The organism is Pseudoalteromonas sp. SR44-5, assembly GCF_014163675.1.
GTDB classification, from domain to species: Bacteria; Pseudomonadota; Gammaproteobacteria; order Enterobacterales; family Alteromonadaceae; genus Pseudoalteromonas; species Pseudoalteromonas rhizosphaerae.
Genome location: NZ_JACJDT010000170.1, coordinates 1 through 572 on the forward strand (window position 1 = coordinate 1; position 572 = coordinate 572).

Sequence of the window (572 nt, forward strand, 5' to 3'; positions counted from 1 at the left end):
ACCGCCAGCGTCACTGGGATCATTGATACCACCATGCCGGATATCAGTATTAATCCGCCAGCCGACAGTAACGATACCACGCCTACCATCAGTGGCACCGCCAGTGCGCCACAGGGCAGCATAGTGACACTGGTGTTTAATGATGCCGCGGGTAATTCACACACAGTCACTACGCAAATGACACCATCAGGCACATGGTCAGTGCCGGCGCTGGATGCATTAGCAGAAGGTACTTATACGGTTACTGCAAGTGTATCAGATCAAGCGGGGAACCCAGCCAGTGCGAGTGTGACCGGGTTAATTGATGTCACCGCGCCGGTCATTAGCGTGAATGCGCTGGCAGATAGCAGTGATGTTACTCCGCTCATCAGTGGCCAAAGCAGTGGGGTGCCAGCGGGTACGCAAGTGAACGTTACAATCATCGCTGCCAATGGCGCAGTACAAAGCGCGACAGCAACAACGGATGGCGCAGGCAATTGGTCCGTGGAGGCCAGTAATGCGATTATCGAAGGCGAGTACACAGTCAATGTCAGTGTGACAGACTCCGCAGGCAATACCGGCACCGATAGCGA

Annotated in this window: 1 protein-coding gene; it reads left to right on the forward strand. The window is 54.7% G+C overall.

The features are described 5' to 3' along the window. Positions 1–572 (forward strand): Ig-like domain-containing protein (locus H5154_RS23075; RefSeq protein WP_182719768.1); only part of this gene is annotated, 572 nt, incomplete at both ends.